Raw genomic sequence first — 17520 nt, forward strand, 5'->3', positions numbered from 1 at the left:
TGTTGTCTCTGAAAATTAGTCGCGATTTTTCAAACCCAGTTTTTTAAGCGAGTACGAGCGCTTATCTTCATAACTGCTGTAGTAAATGTCCTGAGTAGTGGACAAATTGTTGTGACGTAAATCCATCTGCAAGTCCTTGGCATCTCGCCAAGGAGCATCAAGTGTCGCAGCCGTATGCCTTAACCAATGTGTGGAGGCAACCCGCAGAGCCTCGATCTCGCCAGGCTGGCGATCTTCGTTCACCATTTCATCAACAGCGCGGTCAAATAGCTTCTGGATGATCGAATGAACCATTCGAGTGGATAACCCTGGACGACCATTCAAGGTCGCAATCAGAGGGGTCTGCTCATTAGGTAATGGCAGTTCAGACAGCCCCATAAACCGCCGGTAGCGCTTCAGGTAACGATCAATGTATTCCGGCCTTACAGCTACCTTGGCGGCTTTGTCACCCTTACCAATGAGGTGGAACCACCAGTTGCCTTCATGATCTGTCTTGAAGGAACCCATTGTGGGCTGCCAATTCACCCGACCACAGATATCTGAAACGCGTAGGTACATCGAAAATAACGTAGCGGCGATGAACAGAGTCCGTTCATGCTGTTCAGGAGCCGTTGCTGCCATTTTTTCAGCGGTGGTCAGTACGAAGTCCCATTGAAGTGGCGTGAGGGCGCGTCCGGTTTGCTCCATTGAGCGCGATGCTTTGAAGCGCGATTTCTGTTTGATCGCCCTGAAGGGATTCGTCGACGTCAGGCCCTCATCCAGACCGTATTCGTACAAGCTGCTGCAAACCGAAAAAACTTGGGAAATGCTCCCTCGGGATGGTTGGTACGGTACGCCAGTAACTGGGCCTTCAAGATCAGCTGCATTACTTATGCGATTCGCTGTCTTCACCGAGAATGGGTGCCAGCGTGGATTTGGGCATAGCTCTAAATCTTTGTCGAATGCAACGCTCAGGAACCTGCTGCGTGTCACTGGGCCAAGCCAACCTATGGGTGGAGCCATGCAGAACTCCAAGAAGGCTTCGGCGTCTGCGCGACGCAGCTCCATCAAGGGCTTCTTTCTGATCAACAATGCCCAAAGCAGAAGCCGCTCGGCATGGGTGCGATATGAAACAAATGTCGCCTCGACGTTTGAGTATGTACGCAGAAAACCACTGACCGCTTCGAAACCGCCCACGGGTTTCAGATGCGCATCAAAGTTCGCCAAATAGCGCATCACCAGCGGCAGGCTCGGGTCGGGTTCATCGCTAGTGTGATTGACGAATTCTTTATAGGTGTTGAACAGCGGATACGGGGCCGGCATCTTGTTATCCTTCATGGAATACTGCATTGCAGATTTCCGATTCTGGGAGTTATCGGAAGTAGGGGGCTTATCCTTCCGTTTGTTCGAGGCGAGCGTGTCCGCCTGCCTGGATGAATCGCTCATCGCATAGCCCTAACCATTTGATCGATGGCATGTAGGTTATACATGGCAAACATGTCTTTGCAAGTTTTCTCTTTCAAAGCTTGACTGATGACCAGACAACTAAAGACTAATTAGTTATATATTGACAGTTTTGACCGAGCCCTGGCTGAGAAACGCCGACTGCACGGCCACAAGCCCCAAACTGTGCGGGTTCCGTGCTCAAACTACCCAGCTATTGAGAGGTGCCAATAGCGCTTTAGATAGGGGGGGCTTCACGACAACCATAACCTAGGGGTCACTTTTAAAAGATTCAGCCATTTTCAAAAGTGTTTTAGCTGCACCATCCTAATAATACGGACTGCACGGCAGTAACCGCCATAATTAGTTGGTCTGGCCAGTTTTAAAGGTTTCGATCATTTTTAAAAGCTTTCTTTTAAATGAGGGGGCATCGAGAACAACCAATTGTCAGCCCATAAGAAATACTCTTGAAATCCAGAACTGTTAGTGATTTTATAATGAAGCTTCTTCGAAGCTTCAGTCTGGAATACACCTTTAGATACTCTCCTTTCGCCCATATAGCGCTATTCTCCACGCTTGAATCTCTCTGAGCTGGCATATCGGTCGCTCGCTCCAATGTTTATCCACGCAACGCACGCCGGTGTTGCACGCCCTCAACCAAGCTTAGCCTTCATGGCGCAGGCGAGGTTTGCACTACCTGGGCGTAGCTTCCGGGTTGCTGCCCTGATATTCGATCTTTCTGGATCTTCGCGTACCGGTCGATGAGACTGGAACGTTCTGATACGAACGATCGAACCTTCGCGGCCAAGCACATATTGCGAGCGCTTTTTAGGTTTCAGAAAATCGCAAACCATCGTTTTCATTGGGCTACAGGCGGGGTCATTTTTAAAGGTTTCAGCCAGTTTTAAAAGAGGTCGTGCATTCGGGTTCTTTATTGCGCTGGGGCAACCTGCTCGAAATGGGCGCTTACCAGGACGCGTGGAAGCATTTCTACGCGGCATACGGCGTCCCGAACTAACAAAAAAGTAGTCATACCATATGTTAGGGCCTATTCCGCCAGATTAAAAAGCACTGAAATGGCGATCTCCGAGGGTGTGGAATGTTTGCAGAGGCACGGCCTACAAGGCTTTCGAAACGAAAATCGGTGGCGCCAACAAAGGTGCCATCTTTAAGGGGGGGCCACAATCGGGTGGCCGTACCAACCATAAACTCATCAGATAGAATGCGAAACGTGCGACCTAGAGAGTGCGGAAGTAATTTATTGAAGTGGGGACGAAACCATCGTTTCAAAGATTTACTTCCGAGCGCTTTTTTTTAAGATGATTTTTCTGATTTTAAAGTGACAACGACACCACCACCCCGGACCGTAACCCAATAGGTCGCATAATGTATATTATGTTAAATAATGTGTCCGTCAAGGTTATAAACCTAACTGTCCATATCCAATTTCACCGCTCACCGGGAAATGAATAACTGTTGTCTGTCTTGCGACTCCGCGAAATTGAAACTTTTTGCCCCCAAATCGCCTTTGAACACCCTTTTGTGAAGGTAAACTTGAAACTCTCGCGTGGATTGGTCCGTAAATCTGAAACTTTTTGGATCGGCTCCTCGCTTTCGGCCGTATAAACGCCCAGCATCGTAGGCTACGAGCACAGTCAACCGACGTGAGAACGCAGAAGGAAATCTTTGGATAAACTCGGAAGGAAATGATCGATAGCTGGTTCTAAGCGCTATCTACTAATTACTTCGACTTTCTGCAGTGACCATCACCGTGCTGTCGCCTCTGTGTCCTAGCTAAGGGATACCGGCGCCAGACTTAGAAGTCGATCTACAAGCAGCGAAACACACTGGATGTGGCGTCTCGGTCCTTGACCGAGTTGCAATGGAGTTTCGTGATTGATACTGCGGAACAGATGGCTGACGATGATCCAGCCCATGAGCGCACGCTGTTTGTCGTGGCGACGCTCTTTGCTATGTACCTCCGTGTGTCTGATCTGGTCGGCCGTGACAACTGGCGGCCAGCAATGGGAGATTTGCGGCGGGATACAACGGGCAACTGGTGGTTCCACGTCGTCGGTAAAGGCAACAATGCGGCCAAGATCAGCGTGAGAGACGAGTACGTTGAGCGCTATCTTGTGAGGTATCGCCACTTCCTACAGCTCTCCCCTGCCCTCACCACAGGAACAAACGCCACTGATTACCACACTGAAAGGTCGCGGTGGGCTGTCGATGTACGTTCGCTTCTTCAAGCAGTGTTTGATCGCGCCTTGCAACGTATGCAGAGTGAAGGTTGGAGTGAGGATGAGATTGATCAACTCCGCTCTGCCTCGCTCCACTGGCTACGGCATGATGCGCGGCTTCGCGATATGAAAGACCTCCAAGCAGATCTGCGTCATAACAGCCTTAGCACGACGCAAAACACCTACTACAACAGTTTGGACGAACAACGAGCCAGATCAGTAAAGGGACTAAAGATGCGGAAATGATCCTCGAGTAGGTCCCACTTGCAGTCTAAAGTGTCTGAGCGGTTTTTTTCGTACTACATAACCTTTCCGGATCAACCAGCATTCAAATCGATCTCTGGTACACCGGCTGCGGCTAAAAGCTGGAATAGTTCAGCTACTCGTCGTCACTGGCCACGCGCTTGGCAAAAGGTAAATATCGCACGCTGTTTTGCCCTTGAAAGGGCGACGAAAAACGTCGCAAGGCCTTCTAGATTTCCGGGTGTGTGGGCCCACCATGCATTCCATGCATTCCGCCAGTCGCTGCGGGCCATGCGGGCGCCAGCCAAAGGCAGGCCATTGCGAGAAAAGCCAACGCACTACGCGCACCAAACAAGACTGCCGAAATCAAGTCACGCTGCACAGCCAGACTGACTGTTGAAGGAGTCCTTCGGCCCTCCTCCACATCACGCAGCGCCTGGCTGCTCGCCATGGCGTTATCCAGAACCAGCACCATGCGTGCCACACAGAATTGTTCGACCCCGCTGTTTTGCTGATCATTGACCTGCTCCCAAAGCCGGCGCCTCAGCGCCTCAACCTCTGGCTGGTCTGGATCCGACAACGCTTGCCAGACATCGCCCAACCAGGGCGCCAGGACATGGGTCTGGATGTTATCCAACTGTAGCCATTGCCGACGGACTGAACGACAAAGGCGCAGCATCATTAATAATGACTGGACCAGCGCTCCGATAGCTCGGGCACGTTGACGCCCCGAATGACCTTCAAACCATGCGTGCTCGCGTTGAGCATCTACTGCTAGGATTCTGGAGAGCAGTTCCAGTAAATCGTTACGAGCGGAATCCCCGCCGACCAGGCTCGCCTGCGCTGCCTGAATACCACGCTTGCTGATGTCCCGCGCTTGCTCAGTAAGTGCGAACTCCACCTTTGAAGGCCATAACAATGCGCTTACGAGCGTTGTACAGATAATCCCGAGGCTGATCTCCGTACACCGCGCTACTGTAGTGGTCAACTAATCCCGGACACGACGTTAAGTTTTTCTTCGGCCCGAGCTGGCGCCAGCCCACCGTTGAATTGATGGGGTCGAATCCAGTTGGGCGAATTCAACCGGTCGTCGCAACACCTTGATCGAGGTGTTTATGGGACGACCCGCAGGATGGATGCAAAAATTGACGGGCCGGGGAGCGATGCGTTCTCCAGGCGCGCCGTCACTTCGTAATGAGATCGAGCGGCTGTTTTGGGTGCGGATCGCGACCGGCATCACAAGCGAAAAGGCAGCACAGGCCGTTGGCGTATCAACAGCGGTAGGCACACGCTGGTTCCGTCATCGGGGCGGGATGCCATTATTCATGTCGAACCACATATCAGGACGATACTTATCGTTCGCAGAGCGAGAAGAGATTGGGCTGCTTCGGGCGCAAAGTGTTGGCGTTCGTGAGATTGCCCGTCGCCTTGGACGAAGCCCATCGACAATTTCACGGGAGCTGACACGTAATGCTGCAACTCGTTGCGGTCGGCTTGAGTATCGAGCGTCAGTCGCGCAATGGAAGGCAGAACTGGTGGCCAAGAGGCCTAAGCCAGCGAAACTGGTCACTAACCCGCGACTGCATCAATACGTACGAGACCGTCTTGAGGGTAAGGTTCAAGACGCCGATGGCCGTGAGATTGCTGGGCCTCGACAAGCGCCCTTCAAAGGCCGAAATAAACCACATCGCAGTGACCGTAAATGGGTCAATGGCTGGTCGCCCGAACAGATTACCAACCGGCTCCAGATCGATTTCCCGGACGATGAATCCATGCGCATCTCTCACGAAGCCATATATCAGGCGCTCTACATTCAGGGTCGAGGAGCTCTCAAGCGCGAACTGGTGAGCTGCCTGCGCTCAGGACGAGCATTGCGCGTGCCGAGAGCAAGAGCGCAGGCCAAAGCGTGGGCACACGTCAGCGAGGATGTCATGATCTCCAGTCGCCCTGCTGAGGTAGAGGACCGGGCTGTACCCGGGCATTGGGAGGGTGACCTGATCATCGGTCTGAACCGTTCTGCGATTGGAACGCTGGTCGAGCGCTCAACTCGATTCACCATGCTCGTCCATCTGCCTCGCGAGAAAGGTTATGGGCTAATTCCCCGGACGAAGAACGGCCCGGCGCTGGCCGGCTATGGGGCTGTTAGTATGGCCAACGCATTGAAGAAGACGGTGACTGATCTTCCCATCGAACTGTGGCGATCTTTGACCTGGGATCGTGGGAAGGAGCTGTCGGATCACGCTCGATTTACCATCGAGTCCGGAGTGAAGGTTTTCTTTGCTGACCCCCATAGTCCATGGCAGCGCGGCACGAACGAAAATACGAACGGCCTTCTACGGCAATACTTCCCGAAAGGCACCGACCTGTCTCGTTGGAGTGCCCAAGAGATCCAAGCAGTAGCCCACGCACTTAACACGAGACCCCGAAAAACACTCGGCTGGAAAACACCTGCCGAAGCACTGAATGAGTATCTAAAATCTGTCCAACAATCCAGTGTTGCGACGACCGGTTGAATTCGCCCAACTGGATTCGACCCCATCAATTCAACGGTGAGCTGGCGCCAGCTCGGGCCGAAGAAAAACTTAACGTCGTGTCCGGGATTAGTTGACCACTACAGTTGACATATTCAACGTCTGCCCAAAATTCATCATCGCTGATTTCCAACTCTTCGATGAGCTTGGCGGTCTCTTGCAGAATACGCAGCACAATTTGCTTGCTACGCGGATTGCCATCCACGTTCTTGAACCCTGTAGCATCTTGGAGAAACTCGCAGACTTCGGGCGTATTAGAAATGCTTACGGTCATGAATGTAGCCCTCTTATTTTTGTTGGCTTACGGCGTCAGCCCTTGCGAACTGACGCATCCCAAAACTGACTTACACGAGCTCTGCCCATCCGAGTCGAGCACGTGCGCCTGCCAGATCGGATTCCATGTCGTGGTTCCACACCCAGTCAAACCGGCTGGCCAATGTCGTTGAAAGAAGGGGCTCGTTGTCCTCGACCTGGCGATCTCGATACTCATAGAGTTCGCCTGCTTCCCATGAGGTACGCTGAACGCGACAAGCGCGTGGTCGACGTATGGCGTCGTAAACCTCGAGCACATTTCTGACGTCGCTTTGAAGAACCCGAGGATCAGCCAGCAAGCGTGCAAGAAGCCAAGAATCTTCAAGCCCCTGCCCCGCGCCGGCACCTTGATGAGGGAGCATGGCGTGAGCAGCATCACCAATCAGGCCTACGCGTCCATGGACATACCCAGGAAGCTCATCCAGCTCATGGAGTGCCCAGAGGGTGGGCGTAGGGATGCATTCAAGTAGAACGCGAACGGCATCACCCCATTCAGAGAATGCTTCCAGCATTTCGGACTGGCTCGTGGTTTTCACCCATGGCATGTCTTGCGGCCATACGGGGTTTGGGCGACTACGATCTGAGACAAACGCAACCACATTGATCAGCCTGCCGTGCTTAACCGGGAAGGTCAGAATATGCGCGTCGAGCCCCAGGTACATTTGCGGAACGTTGATCAAATGCTCATCAACACCTGCGGCGCGATAAGCCGCACGTAGTTTTTCGCTGTCAATCATTCCACGATAGGCACAGGTACCGCTGAACCGGGGGGCGACTACGGGTTGCCCCAACCCCTGCAGTACGTAATCTCGAATGGAGGATTTGATCCCGTCCGCGGCGATCAAAAGGTCACACTGATAGTCGGTTCCGTCAGTGAAGTGAACGCGAACCCGCTCCCCTGTTTCCTCGATACGAACCGCACGTTTATCGAAACAGGCGATGCCGTCTGGCAACTGCTTGGCCAAGGCGTCCAGGAAGTCGGCGCGGTGGACTGACGATTGACCTACGCCTTGAGCGACACTGGCGCCTAGATACCCGGCGTCGACACCTCGCCGCCATTCAAACCAGATGTCTTGCCATGGATCCGGTGTACGGTCGGCGATGAGCTCGTAGGGTTTACCAATACCCAATCCTTCGATTGCCCTTACGGCGTTCGCGCCGAAGGACACACCTGCCCCTACCTCACCAAAGGCGGGCGCAGCTTCAAATAATTGGACATCGAGATGCTGATGGCGGCACAGATTCAGTGCCAAGGCAATGCCAGCGATACCTCCGCCAACGATACCCACTTGCAAAGCAGAATGAGGGCTACTCATGGGGGAAAACCTTATGTGTTGTTTTTTGAATAGCCCGATCATGACCATTCACGCCCTATTGATAAATGGCGTAAAGTCCATAGACACTATCACCAACCTGAATACAGCTCGACTACCAACAACGAGAAAAAACGCCATGCAGCTACGAGAGCTGGATCTGAATTTGCTAGTGATATTTCACCAACTCCTGATCGATCGGAGCGTTTCAAAAGCTGCTGAGAGTCTTGGGCTTACACAGCCGGCAGTGAGTAATGCGCTCAAGCGCCTGCGCACCACCCTTAACGACGACCTGTTCGTGCGAACGAGCCAAGGCATGGAACCGACGCCCTACGCCGCTCAACTGGCCGGCCCTATTTCTCAGGCAATTGGCACGTTGCACGGCGCATTGAATCGTCACGACGACTTCGATCCAGCAACGAGTCAAAAACGATTCGTCATCGCGATGACCGACATCGGAGAGATCTACTTCATGCCGCGGTTGATCGATACCCTGCTCAAGCGTGCCCCGGGCGTATCGGTCAGCACGCTGCGTAGCAATGCCGGATTGTCCGAGGGCTTGGCCAACGGCGAAGTGGACTTGGCAGTAGGCCTATTACCAGACTTGCAAGCGGGCTTTTACCAAAGGCGTCTCTTTCACCATCGCTACGTTTGCTTGTGCCGCAAGGATCATCCAATCACCCAGCACCCCATGACGCGGGAGCGCTTTTGCGAGTACGGGCATGTCAGGATTGTTGCCGCGAGCACTGGGCATGGTGAGATAGATGCGTATATGCATCGAGCAGGCCTACAACGAGACATTCGGCTAGAAGTTCCACACTTCGTAGCCGTGGGCCATATTCTGCAGAACACAGACCTTATCGCAACGGTTCCGGAACGTTTCGCCAGCAGTTGCTCAGGCCCATTTGGGTTGACAACAATGCCATTACCCCTGCCCCTCCCCGAGATAGCCATAAACTTGTTCTGGCATGCGAAGTTCAACCGTGATCCGGCAAACAAGTGGTTTCGGCAGCTAATGTTTGATCTCTTCAGTGATTGAATCTTGGAGGTCTAACTGTGCCGCCAAAGCGCAGCATCACTGCCAATGCCCGCACAACTGAACCAGTTCATCGACTACGTACCTCACCTTACCGCTGGAAATTATGCTCTGGCGGGTTATTTTCATGGCGTTCTTTCGCCGTATGGAGGCCTGGGATGTGGTCAGTCGCATGAACATCATGTTGCGGGCCAACTCCTTTGCTGCATCCGTGGCAGCATGCAGGCACCGAGCGACATTGGCTGATGCCATTGCGCAAAGGTACGTAGTACGAAGTTATTCAGCGTTTGGGGCGTCAGGGTAGTGGAGTCTCGTTAAGCGCAAGCAATGGCCGGGGCTACTAGAGCGCCTACCCAGGCGCAAGCAACTGGCCTCAAAAGCCTCGCAAAGCTGTCAAAGACGTTCTTGAGTTCGTGTAAGTAAATCGATCCTCATTCCGGCTGGCACTAAGCTCGAAAAACAGCCGTTTTTATGCCGACAGTTCCTCATTACTTTTCCCACTGCGGGGCGGCGAACCGTTCGGCCAGGAAGTTGATGAACACGCGTACCTTTGGGGCCAGATGCTTGCGGCTCGGGTAGACCGCGTAAATCCCGAGTTCCACGGATTTGTACTCGGGCAAAATCTCGATCAGATCGCCCCTCCGTAAATCGTCAGCGACCATAAAGCTTGGCTGTAAAGAAATTCCGCCACCGGACAACGTGATGCTTCTACAGGTGTCGCCGTTATTGCAACGAACGACAGAGCGCGTTCGCACGCTTTCACTTCCATTCGGCCCTTCAAAGACCCATTCGCTCCCGCTCGCAAAGTTTGTGTACGCCACGACGCTATGGTCAGTGAGATCAGTCAAGGTGCGAATTGGCGCATGAGTGGCCAGATAGGATGGCGAAGCACATAAGCACATGCGGGTGCTTGCCAGGCGGCGCCCGACCAGCGAAGAGTTTTCCATACGCGCAATTCGAACGGCAGTGTCGAACCCTTCCTCCACCAGATCCACGAGCCGGTCATTCAAACTGATGTCCAGTTCAACCTTGGGATAGGCCGCCATGAAATCAGCCCAGATGGGCGCGAGGTGCAGGATGCCAAAGCTCACGGGCGCATTCACCCTGAGCACACCACTGGGCTCCGGCGCCGAAGACGAAACCGCTTCCTCCGCCTCATCCATCATGGCCAATACATCTTTGGCCTGGTGATAGAACTGCCGCCCCTCATCTGTCAGGGAAAGGCGTCGAGTCGTACGGTGCAGCAAGCGTGCCCCAAGCCGTTCCTCAAGCCCGCTCACATACCTTGAAATAGCCGCTTTGGACATTCCCAAAGGTTCAGCAGCGCCTACGAAATTCCCTTTGTCGACGACAGTACAGAACACCAGCATCTCAAGCGCACGATCCATCACTGTCTCACCTATCGGAACTATTAATCACATTTCAGTTTATTTATCTCAAAATCACAACCTATAAACTGGCCTCATCGAAACGCAAACCAATGCAACTGACGGAGGTAGCTATGAAAATTACAGTAATGGGTACCGGCAACATGGGGTCGGGCTTTGCCAAACAGTTATCCAGCGCTGGCCACACCGTTCGGATCACCGGTCGCGATATCGAAAAGGCGCAGGCACTGGCTGAGCTGTTTCCAAACGTCACCGCCTACGTTGCTTCCGATGCACTGGGTGACAGCGACATCGTCGTCGTTGCAACCGCTTTCAGCGATGCTGTGCCAGCCCTGCAAAGCCTGGGGGATCTGACCGGAAAGGTCGTCATCGACATCACCAATCCGCTGAGCGCCGACTACATGTCTCTGACCATTGGCCACGTGACCAGCGCCTCGGAGGAAATTGCCAAAGCGCTGCCTCAGGCTCACATCGTCAAAGCCTTCAACACGCTCTTTGCCCAAGTGCTCGCCGATGGCCCCAAGTTCGTCGACAACCAAATCGGCAGCGTATTCGTCGCCGGTGACAATGACCGCGCCAAGCAGTCCGCCATCTCGCTGGCTCAAAGCATGGGTTGGAACACGGTAGATGCGGGCGGCCTTGTCAATGCTCGCTACCTGGAGCCTTTGGCAGGCCTGAACATCTATCTCGGCTACGGCGCAGGCCTGGGTACTTCAATCGCCCCAGTCTGGCTCAGCAAGTAATTCAACACTGAGGATCCACCATGAACACATCGTTCCCCCTGCTGTTTGTGTCTCATGGTGCTCCGATGTTCGCCATCGAGCCTGGCCTGGCCGGTAAAAAGCTGGCTGAGCTCGGTCGCGAACTGCCGCAACCCGATGCAATCGTGATCATCTCGCCTCACTGGATGACCCGAGGCGAGGTGAGCGTCACCGCGAGCACCCATCCAAAGACCATCCACGACTTCGGTGGCTTTCCAGAGGCGCTGTATGAGTTGGACTACCCCGCGCCTGGTGCGCCAGTGTTGGCGAGCCACATTGTTGACCTTCTTGCATTAGCAGGCTGGAAAGCTCGCCTGGACGCAACTCGCGGCCTCGACCATGGCGCGTGGGTTCCGCTGCTGTACCTCGCGCCTGAAGCGACGGTGCCGGTGGTGCAAGTGTCGATGCCCATGCCAATGGATACCCGAAGCGCATTAAAACTCGGCGAGGCACTCAAGCCGCTCAGGGACATGAACGTACTGATAGTCGCCTCTGGGAGCCTGACTCATAACTTGTACGAGTTTCGAGGGGCGACCACCCACGGCGCGGATTATGTGAAGGCGTTTGCTGCCTGGACAGCGCAGACACTCAAGGATGGAAATACCGAGCAAATGCTGGACTACCGAAGCGCTGCCCCGGCGGCCGAACGTGCCCACCCGACCGATGAGCACTTCCTGCCTCTGCTGATTGCACTCGGCGCGGCAGGCGAGAACTACCGAACACGCATTTTGGAAGGCGGCATTACCTACGGGGTGCTTTCGATGGACAGCTATCTGTTTGGCTCGTCCGTAAACGACTAAGTCGGCTTAGCTCATCTACAAAAGGCCCTGCTTATCATGATTCATGAATACAACTTTTCAGACGCGGCGCGAGAGCCTGAATCCGGCATCTTCTTTCGCAAAAGTTCTAACGCTTCGACGCCAAAGGCACGCTTGCTCTTGCTCCACGGCGTCGGGTCGAACGAGGCCAATCTCGCCGGCATTGCCAACTCATTGCCGCAGGAATTGGAGATTCTCCTGTTACGCGGGCCCTTACAGGTCGGGCCACAAGGCTTCGCCTGGTATCAGGTCAACTTCACCAGTAACGGGCCCTCGTTTGATCAAGAACAGGCGGAGTCCAGCCGTCAATTACTCAAGCAATTCATCGAAGCACTTGCTCCGTTACCCACCGTGATTGCGGGCTTCAGCCAAGGCGGAATCATGAGTTCCAGCCTCGGCGTAACCGCACCCGATCTGGTGGCAGGGTTTGGTGTTCTGAGTGGGCGGATGTTGCGAGAAATTGCGCCGTTGATTGCCTCTCAGGATCAACTCAAATCCATCTCGGCGTTTATCGCTCATGGCCATCTGGACGGGGTACTGCCCATCGACTGGGCAAGGGAAGCGGACGCCTGGCTCGACCGGATTGGTGTGGCGCACGAGACACATTTTTACGACATGGCCCACGAAATTGTCGCCGCAGAACTGCATGACTTTTCACAGTGGCTGACCAAAACACTCCAACTGACTAACCAAGCAAAGGAAACAGACAATGATTGATTCACGCACCGCACCCTACGCAGCACTCGTCATGCGTTTGGCATTGGGCATCATGTTCATCGCCCACGGACTGACCAAGGTATTAGTGTTCACCCCTGCCGGCACTGCAGGCTTTTTCGAGTCAATCGGTTTCCCCGGCTTCCTGGCCTACCCCGTGATGGCTTTCGAAGTCATCGGCGGTTTGATGCTGGTACTGGGTGTCTATGCACGCTGGGTCGCAGCAGTGGCCGTCGTCCAATTGTTCGTCGCTGCGACCGTTCACTTCGGTAACGGCTGGAGCTTCACCAACGCTAATGGCGGGTGGGAATACCCGATCTACTTGTCAGTGACCGCACTGGTCGTGGCACTGCTGGGCGAAGGCGCTTTCTCTGCCAAACCATCGAAATCTTAAACATCATCGGTTAATCGCGTGCCACTGCTGAGCCTGGCGTTCACCACACTGTTGATGCTGGTGGGTGTACTGTTGCTGTTCATCGTTCCGGAGGTCATGACCGCGTTCACCATCGTCTCTACCGTGTCGGCAATCCTGGTGATTTTCACTTGGTCGACCATCCTGGCGTCGTGCATTGCCTATTGCAGAAGCCGGCCCGACCTGCATGCGCAATCGATCTACAAGATGCCTGGTGGCGAGCCGATGGCCTGGGTCTCTTTGGCGTTTCTGGGCTTTGTTCTCTGTTTGCTGGCATTAAGACCAGACACCCATTGCCTTGATGGTCATGCCAGGGTGGTTCATATGGTTGGCAATTGCCTATCAGCTGACCCACACCTGGAAGCCCAAACCCGCTTCGGGATCGACAAGTCAGTACAGCTGATGTTCACCTTCCGCCTCCAGGTGCCGATGCACTGAAACGCGTTTGAGCGACGTGGTATTTGTGGGGCACCTGCGGGTCGAAAATTTCAGAGTCTTGTGATTGCCACCTTTGGTTTCCACGACTTCACCAGTGTGAGGATTTTTGTAGACTTTCACTTGGCGCGGCTTACGGCTGCCAGCTTTGGACTCGGTGGCGGGAGCGCGACGACCGGCCTGTGGATCAAGCAAGTTGATCACGTTCTGCAAGCTGTAACCGTATTCGGCGAGCAAAGCGCGCAATTTGCTCTCGAATTCCATTTCCCTTTACAAGCCGGAGTCGCTTTTCATCGACTCAAGCTCTGCGAGTTGGGCAGCTAATTGTTGTTCGAGCTTTCGGTATTCAGCTAGACGAGACATTTAATGATTCCCAATAGGAGAGTGAGGATTATCAGTGGTGGCACATCTTACCCTCACCGTCGTCAGTAAATAGCAAAAAGTCATGGGTATGTGCTGACGAGCTTCTTCGATTGATGTGCAACGTACTTCCATATAAATATCTCCTTTTAAGTAACCGGAATGCGTCAGTTTTGCCGCATAGGACTGAATCGCCCGCCAGGTCTGCCAAGTGCTAAGGGACGTCGCGCACGACGCACTCAGAGCATAGCTCGCTTGATGGTCGTAAAAGTGCTATCCCACCCTGACAAAGATGCCCTTCGTGTGATGTTGAAATCTCAAGTTCAAGAGAAGCTTCAGCACGACCCTGGCGCAGTGACGACTTATGCCACCAAGCCTGGGCCGGAGCGCAAGCCATATACCAGTAAGCCTACGGCTCAGGACAAGGCATTTATCAAGGAGCTCGATCAGATGCGTGCGGATGCTGAAGCCGGAGAGCTTCATAAACCGGTATAGCAGGGAGTCGAACTTTTTAATCAGAAATAGTCAGCAACGCTTATGGCCAGGGCGAGGGTCGGCGCCGCGTTTTTTACTTAGACAATTTCTCGGCGCTGGCAACCATGGTCAGGTATCTATTAGCAGCTTCAGCAAACCTTCCACATCAGCTAGCGCAGGAGCATGGGCTCCGGCATGGCGGCAAGATATGGATGCGCAAGCCGCTGAAAATCGCAGGCGCTCTCTCAAGTCTGCGATCCCCAGCAACTCCGCAGCCAGCCAACCAGCCATACAAGCGTCTCCTGCTCCAACCGTGTCTTCCACTTTCACGGCAATAGCCGGCTGATCGAGTTGGCTGTCCGGGGTGTGGAGAATCATCCCGTGTTCCCCTCGGGTAAACAATATCTGCGCCTGAGGATTAAGAGCGCGAAGCTCATCCATTGCCTGGTGTTCGGTCAGCCCTGGATAAATTTGCCGAAGGTCTTCGTCGGAAAGCTTAATCATGTCAGCAAGGGTTGTCATCGTAGGGAAAGTCTGCTCCCGATAATGACTATCCATTAAATTGCGCCAGTTCGGATCATAGCTAATCCGTTTACCGGCTTCTTTGGCCTGCTGAGCAATTTTAACCAGCCTGTCTGCGAGTGGCTGTCGAGCTAAACTGATGCAGCTGAAATGACACAGCTCTGCTTGGTTGATCCATCCTTCGGGCATCAGATCCGGATCAAAAAACAGATCGGCATCTCCAGCAAAAAAGTATCTTGGAGGACGGCTCGATGGAACGATGGCGACCAAAGGATCTCGATCTACTCGTTGGATAAAGCTCATATCTAACGCTGCCGCTTTCGACTGCGAAACTATCTCGTCACCCAGTGAATCTATGCTCACCGCCCCAGCAAAAGCGCTGCTAACACCCAAGCGGCTTAGCGCTCGTGCAACGTTCCAGGGAGCACCACCTGGGTAGCCCTTCCACTGTCCAGGAGTGCCTTGGACAAGGTCGGTCAAGGCTTCGCCAAATACTACCGCGCGAGGCAATACCATCGTCATTTCCTCAATTTTTGTCATAGGGATAACTGCTGGCTGATCAGCTTCGACCGGTAATCACTCACTCAATGCGCATTGGTGAAAGGCAGGGATCGATGAGTACCGTTTCGATTGAATAACGTCATCGCTGTTCCGCGACGATATTCGCTCGGTGTCTATTCCTTTTCGACGCGAAAGTGTCTGTTGAAGTTAGATAGGTTTTCATAGCCAACGTCAAAGGTATCTGCAACCGACATCTCTGTTTGCAACAACAGCCGGCAGGCGCGCTGAAGGCGCGTTGGCCGGACGTGTTCATGTATTAAAACCAGGTTTCCATTTGTATACCGTATTGCCATACACCTCCTGCGTTGAAGTCCGTCTTGCCGAAGGAGCCTGAGGTACTGTATCTGTCCAGATCAGAAGACCAATTCATGAAGCTTGCGAACACTCGCAATTCGGGACGTGTGAGAAGGTCTCCAACGTCAGGCTTGAATGTTGGGGCGACAGTGAATTTCCAAAAGTTACCGTCGACCGCATTACGTTGTTGATAGCCCTTCGGGTCGAGGTTCATGGTTTGCCAGCTCATTTCGTAGGCCATCTCAAAATTGCTGTTGATTTCATTGGCCAAACGCATGTTCAGGGTCAGCCAGCGGTAGTCGTCACCCTCGACGTATCTATTCTTGCTTTGTTCAGCCAGCAAGCTGGGGCCGATGCGCCAGCCAGGCGCAATGGGTGTTTCGCCATAAAGCGCCAGACGCAGACTGCGGGCATCGCTGATCAGCTCACTGTCCGAGCCGATGTTCTTGACTTCGGCCCCCAGACCTTGCCCATAAAGTAGCGCCGTTTTGAAGAAGCCTTCCCTGCCGAAAAAGTTTTTCTGGTGATTAGCCAGCATGCTATGCAAGCCGGAATCCGCCGGCGTCAAACCCGCTTTATTAGTACGGGTATCGAAATCGTTTTTCTTTGAGCCAATGGCATTGAACATCCACTGCCACTGCCCCTCCTCGAAGAACTGGTTGGAGGTCAGGATGTAGCTTTGCACTTTGGCATCAATGCCGTCTTGGCTGAAATCCCCGAAGCTACGCCCAATCAAGGAGTAATTCGAGCGCCAATTCTTGTTCATCTGCACATCGTAGATTCCCCCGCCGGTGCCGGCCAGAAAGACGACGTCCGAGTCCAGCCAGTGGATATCGAAGTTATCCCGATCAAATCGCTTACCCGCCCACAGGGTAGAGTTCTCGAACACTGAGTTGCCCTTGAACGCGGCAATATGGTCGAGCTCGGTGAATACCTGACGCACGTTCAGCTTACTTTCGCCGGCAGTCCAGTCATTGAGGCTTTCCACACCGTCGGCGATGGAGACCGTGAATTTGGAGCGGGTACCGTTTTGCGCATAGATTTCTTTCGACAGGTCCATACGCATGTAGGTGTCGGCTTCGTTCCCTAGTCGTCCGACTGCCCCCCCCACTGAGCCGGCAGGGGTTATATAAGGCCCGCCACGGCCGCCCCCCATCCCCTCGTCAATCAGTAATCCGGAGCGCGCGTAGCCTTTGAAGCTGAATCCGTCACTGAGGTGTTCAGTGCTGCCCTGTTTTTCCAGGCTCTTCTGACGGGCTTCGACTTTTGCCAGTCGAGTATCCAAAGTAGGCTCCGGAATGGCTGCCGCAGTGGACGCAGCGGGCGGCAAGACGGGAGTGGCTAGTTTGATTTGCTGCAATTCCCTCGCGAGGGCCTGAGTCTGCAGTTCGGCTGCGGCTGCACGCTTTTCCGCTGCGCTGGCACGGGCTTCAAACGCGGCCATGCGTTCTTCCAAAGTAGCGGCCTGAGAGGTCGCCGCCGAGGTGCTGAGCACGCCTGCGAGTAGCCATCTTGATGCTTTCTGCATGTGGATTTCCCTGTTTTGTTTTTATTGTTTTGTTCCAGCGACAGACCTTTTTTTTCGTGAGTTGTGAATTGTCCAAATCGACAAAAAAAGGATGCCTCATCGCAAATACGCTGCTACATTGACGGTGTTAACGTTAACTTTTCTAAAAACAAAAAT

General features: G+C 53.7%; 13 protein-coding genes and 6 pseudogenes. 10 read left to right on the forward strand and 9 right to left on the reverse strand.

Going from position 1 to position 17520, the window contains the following annotated elements; all coding sequences use genetic code 11:
* Positions 1–15 precede the first annotated feature (15 nt).
* Positions 16–1329 (reverse strand): tyrosine-type recombinase/integrase, encoded by a 1314-nt coding sequence (locus tag AC1RPZ_RS01170; protein ID WP_493133973.1) that lies wholly within the window; start codon positions 1327–1329, stop codon positions 16–18.
* A gap of 1913 nt (positions 1330–3242) precedes the next feature.
* Here AC1RPZ_RS01170 and AC1RPZ_RS01175 point away from each other — a divergent pair.
* Positions 3243–3908 (forward strand): annotated as a pseudogene (locus tag AC1RPZ_RS01175) (site-specific integrase); the annotation flags it as partial.
* 226 nt (positions 3909–4134) lie between these two features.
* On the opposite strand, the gene AC1RPZ_RS01180 reads toward AC1RPZ_RS01175, so the two are convergent.
* On the reverse strand, positions 4135–4893 hold the full coding sequence (locus AC1RPZ_RS01180) for an FUSC family protein (protein WP_493133975.1): 759 nt from the start codon (positions 4891–4893) through the stop codon (positions 4135–4137).
* Positions 4894–5041: 148 nt separating this feature from the next.
* Between AC1RPZ_RS01180 and AC1RPZ_RS01185 the strand changes: the two genes are divergently transcribed.
* Positions 5042–6418, forward strand: a complete 1377-nt coding sequence (locus AC1RPZ_RS01185; protein WP_493133977.1) for an IS30 family transposase — start codon at positions 5042–5044, stop codon at positions 6416–6418.
* Between the two features lie 145 nt (positions 6419–6563).
* Here the strand turns inward: AC1RPZ_RS01185 and AC1RPZ_RS01190 are convergent.
* Together AC1RPZ_RS01190 and salA are read right to left on the reverse strand one after the other, a co-directional pair.
* Positions 6564–6710 (reverse strand): annotated as a pseudogene (locus AC1RPZ_RS01190) (catechol 1,2-dioxygenase); the annotation flags it as partial.
* 70 nt (positions 6711–6780) lie between these two features.
* Complete coding sequence (salA, locus tag AC1RPZ_RS01195) at positions 6781–8064, reverse strand: salicylate 1-monooxygenase (RefSeq protein WP_493133979.1); 1284 nt, start codon at positions 8062–8064, stop codon at positions 6781–6783.
* A gap of 136 nt (positions 8065–8200) precedes the next feature.
* On the opposite strand from salA, the gene AC1RPZ_RS01200 reads away from it, so the two are divergent.
* On the forward strand, positions 8201–9100 hold the full coding sequence (locus AC1RPZ_RS01200) for a LysR family transcriptional regulator (protein ID WP_493134779.1): 900 nt from the start codon (positions 8201–8203) through the stop codon (positions 9098–9100).
* Positions 9101–9242: 142 nt separating this feature from the next.
* Positions 9243–9287, forward strand: a pseudogene (locus tag AC1RPZ_RS01205) (hypothetical protein); the annotation flags it as partial.
* A gap of 298 nt (positions 9288–9585) precedes the next feature.
* On the opposite strand, the gene AC1RPZ_RS01210 reads toward AC1RPZ_RS01205, so the two are convergent.
* Entirely contained in the window at positions 9586–10485 is a 900-nt protein-coding gene (locus AC1RPZ_RS01210; RefSeq protein ID WP_493133981.1) for a LysR family transcriptional regulator, read from the reverse strand.
* A gap of 113 nt (positions 10486–10598) precedes the next feature.
* On the opposite strand from AC1RPZ_RS01210, the gene AC1RPZ_RS01215 reads away from it, so the two are divergent.
* The 5 genes and pseudogenes from AC1RPZ_RS01215 to AC1RPZ_RS01235 form a co-directional block, all read left to right on the forward strand.
* Positions 10599–11228, forward strand: coding sequence for an NADPH-dependent F420 reductase (locus AC1RPZ_RS01215; protein WP_493133983.1), 630 nt, complete (start codon positions 10599–10601; stop codon positions 11226–11228).
* A gap of 20 nt (positions 11229–11248) precedes the next feature.
* On the forward strand, positions 11249–12046 hold the full coding sequence (locus AC1RPZ_RS01220) for a DODA-type extradiol aromatic ring-opening family dioxygenase (protein ID WP_493133985.1): 798 nt from the start codon (positions 11249–11251) through the stop codon (positions 12044–12046).
* Between the two features lie 36 nt (positions 12047–12082).
* Positions 12083–12781 carry an alpha/beta hydrolase gene (locus AC1RPZ_RS01225; RefSeq protein WP_493133987.1) on the forward strand — a complete coding sequence of 233 codons (699 nt, stop codon included), beginning with the start codon at positions 12083–12085 and terminating at the stop codon, positions 12779–12781.
* Complete coding sequence (locus AC1RPZ_RS01230) at positions 12774–13172, forward strand: DoxX family protein (protein WP_493133989.1); 399 nt, start codon at positions 12774–12776, stop codon at positions 13170–13172. Before AC1RPZ_RS01225 ends, AC1RPZ_RS01230 begins: the two co-directional genes overlap by 8 nt.
* A gap of 6 nt (positions 13173–13178) precedes the next feature.
* A pseudogene (locus AC1RPZ_RS01235) lies at positions 13179–13593 on the forward strand (amino acid transporter); the annotation flags it as partial.
* Here the strand turns inward: AC1RPZ_RS01235 and AC1RPZ_RS01240 are convergent.
* Positions 13581–13988: pseudogene (locus AC1RPZ_RS01240) on the reverse strand (histone-like nucleoid-structuring protein, MvaT/MvaU family). The pseudogenes AC1RPZ_RS01235 and AC1RPZ_RS01240 sit on opposite strands and share 13 nt — an antisense overlap.
* 255 nt (positions 13989–14243) lie before the next feature.
* On the opposite strand from AC1RPZ_RS01240, the gene AC1RPZ_RS01245 reads away from it, so the two are divergent.
* Positions 14244–14480: a hypothetical protein gene (locus tag AC1RPZ_RS01245; RefSeq protein WP_493134781.1), complete on the forward strand. Its 237-nt coding sequence runs from the start codon at positions 14244–14246 to the stop codon at positions 14478–14480.
* A gap of 108 nt (positions 14481–14588) precedes the next feature.
* Here AC1RPZ_RS01245 and AC1RPZ_RS01250 read toward each other — a convergent pair whose 3' ends face one another.
* The 3 genes and pseudogenes from AC1RPZ_RS01250 to AC1RPZ_RS01260 all read right to left on the reverse strand — a co-directional run bounded on the left by AC1RPZ_RS01250 (position 14589) and on the right by AC1RPZ_RS01260 (position 17364).
* Positions 14589–15497, reverse strand: a complete 909-nt coding sequence (locus AC1RPZ_RS01250) for a carbohydrate kinase family protein (protein ID WP_493134785.1) — start codon at positions 15495–15497, stop codon at positions 14589–14591.
* 68 nt (positions 15498–15565) lie between these two features.
* Positions 15566–15787: pseudogene (locus tag AC1RPZ_RS01255) on the reverse strand (helix-turn-helix domain-containing protein); the annotation flags it as partial.
* A gap of 11 nt (positions 15788–15798) precedes the next feature.
* Positions 15799–17364 carry a carbohydrate porin gene (locus AC1RPZ_RS01260; protein ID WP_493133991.1) on the reverse strand — a complete coding sequence of 522 codons (1566 nt, stop codon included), beginning with the start codon at positions 17362–17364 and terminating at the stop codon, positions 15799–15801.
* Positions 17365–17520: the final 156 nt, after the last annotated feature.

It is taken from the genome of Pseudomonas sp. GW822-FHT02D10 (genome assembly GCF_058802345.1).

What these genes read in the sequence shown, in the direction of transcription:
- AC1RPZ_RS01170 (WP_493133973.1), bottom strand. Translation starts at nt 1,329, where the DNA reads ATGCAGTATTCCATGAAGGATAACAAGATGCCGGCCCCGTATCCGCTG.
- AC1RPZ_RS01185 (WP_493133977.1), top strand. Translation starts at nt 5,042, where the DNA reads ATGCAAAAATTGACGGGCCGGGGAGCGATGCGTTCTCCAGGCGCGCCG.
- salA (WP_493133979.1), bottom strand. Translation starts at nt 8,064, where the DNA reads ATGAGTAGCCCTCATTCTGCTTTGCAAGTGGGTATCGTTGGCGGAGGT.
- AC1RPZ_RS01200 (WP_493134779.1), top strand. Translation starts at nt 8,201, where the DNA reads ATGCAGCTACGAGAGCTGGATCTGAATTTGCTAGTGATATTTCACCAA.
- AC1RPZ_RS01210 (WP_493133981.1), bottom strand. Translation starts at nt 10,485, where the DNA reads ATGGATCGTGCGCTTGAGATGCTGGTGTTCTGTACTGTCGTCGACAAA.
- AC1RPZ_RS01215 (WP_493133983.1), top strand. Translation starts at nt 10,599, where the DNA reads ATGAAAATTACAGTAATGGGTACCGGCAACATGGGGTCGGGCTTTGCC.
- AC1RPZ_RS01220 (WP_493133985.1), top strand. Translation starts at nt 11,249, where the DNA reads ATGAACACATCGTTCCCCCTGCTGTTTGTGTCTCATGGTGCTCCGATG.
- AC1RPZ_RS01225 (WP_493133987.1), top strand. Translation starts at nt 12,083, where the DNA reads ATGATTCATGAATACAACTTTTCAGACGCGGCGCGAGAGCCTGAATCC.
- AC1RPZ_RS01230 (WP_493133989.1), top strand. Translation starts at nt 12,774, where the DNA reads ATGATTGATTCACGCACCGCACCCTACGCAGCACTCGTCATGCGTTTG.
- AC1RPZ_RS01245 (WP_493134781.1), top strand. Translation starts at nt 14,244, where the DNA reads ATGGTCGTAAAAGTGCTATCCCACCCTGACAAAGATGCCCTTCGTGTG.
- AC1RPZ_RS01250 (WP_493134785.1), bottom strand. Translation starts at nt 15,497, where the DNA reads ATGGTATTGCCTCGCGCGGTAGTATTTGGCGAAGCCTTGACCGACCTT.
- AC1RPZ_RS01260 (WP_493133991.1), bottom strand. Translation starts at nt 17,364, where the DNA reads ATGCAGAAAGCATCAAGATGGCTACTCGCAGGCGTGCTCAGCACCTCG.